Raw genomic sequence first — 1428 nt, 5'->3', positions numbered from 1 at the left:
CTTAGTTGAAGTTTGGCTTTGTCATTGCTGCAGAGGCGCGGTTTGTTGCCACTTGGCTACCAGCACCTTTAGCTTGGTAGCGTTCAGCTTTAAACGGCGCTGCGGCTACTTCGATTTCACGTAGTTCTTGAGGACCAGGTGCTTTTGTCATTGGTGCGCTAGCTCGTGGCTTAGCAACAACGTTGATAACTTCAGCTTTCATCTCTGGCGCTGCTACTGGAGTTTCAACGGCAACTTCTGTTGCTGCTTCTTCCACAGTTTCTGCAACGACTGGCTCTTGAACCGGAGCTTCTTCAACAACTGTTTCTGTTGTTGCTTCCGCAACAGGTGCTTCAGCCACTTCAACGATCGGCTCTACAGGAGCTTGATCAACCGCTACTGGCTCTGCCTTTTCAGGCGCTACAGCTTCAACAATCGGTGATTCAGCTTTAGCTTCTACTGTTTCTTGAACTTTAGGTTCAACAACAGGCGCTACAGCTACCGCTGGTTGCTCACGACGGATGATGACTTTACCCATTGCCATTTCAGGGCAAGCAAAACCACCTTGCATAGCAGGTACAGTTGCAATTGCCACAACCGCTTCTTCCTGAACTCGCTCTTCCTTCTTAGGCGCTGGTTTTGGAATGTAACGTGGCATCACTTTACCCATTGCCATCTCAGGAGATGCTACACCGCCTTTGCGCAGACGGAATGGGTTAGGACGACGATCACGACCACGACGACGACGTTGACCACTTGCTCGTAGGTGACGAGGAGAACGACGGTTACGACGTTGTTTCGATTCACCTTGCTTGTTGTCTTGCTGTGCGTCTGCTGCTGTATCAACGGCTTGATCTACTTGAGACTCAACAGGTTCAATTGCTTTCACTGCTGTTTCTTCTACTTGCTCATCGGCAAGTTGATCTTTAACACGAACAGATTTGTTCAGTTTGCGACGTTGACGGCGCTCTTTGACTTTCTCTGTTTTCGCGTTTGCTTTCGCTTTATTCTCTTCAGGCTTCACTTCTGAGCGAGCTTCAGCCGCAAGTTGCAAGCCTTTTTCCGCTACTTTCGCGTTTGCTTTCGGCTCTTGAGCTTTTTCAGCTTGTTGAGGTTTTGGCTTACGCTTCTGGCTACGGTTTGGTTGCTGTTTGTTTGCAGGCTGTTGAGCTTCGTTTTGCTCATTTGCTTGCTCTTCACGAGGCTTACGGCGACGACGGTTATCACGGTTTTCACGACCTTCGCGGTTATCGCGTTGGTTGCTACGACGACGGTCGTTGCGATCGCGTTTGTTGCGCTTGTTGTCGCGGTTTGATTTCTTCTCTTCTTGTTTTGGTTCTTCTTTTACTTCTTCAGAACCACCAAATAGGAAGCTACCTAGTGCTTTAAACAAACGGCTGAATAGGCCAGGTTTTGCTTCTTGCTCTACTTCTTTCTTCTTCGCTACCG

General features: G+C 48.8%; 1 pseudogene. It reads right to left on the bottom strand.

Annotation, left to right across the window (positions count from 1 at the left end):
- Position 1: 1 nt before the first annotated feature.
- A pseudogene (locus tag R7070_RS25165) lies at positions 2–1428 on the bottom strand (ribonuclease E); the annotation flags it as partial.

Source organism: Vibrio sp. 1557 (genome assembly GCF_033340175.1).
GTDB classification, from domain to species: domain Bacteria; phylum Pseudomonadota; class Gammaproteobacteria; order Enterobacterales; family Vibrionaceae; genus Vibrio; species Vibrio alginolyticus.
The sequence above is the reverse complement of the archived record's forward strand: the minus strand, read 5'-3'. Positions and strand labels throughout refer to the sequence as shown.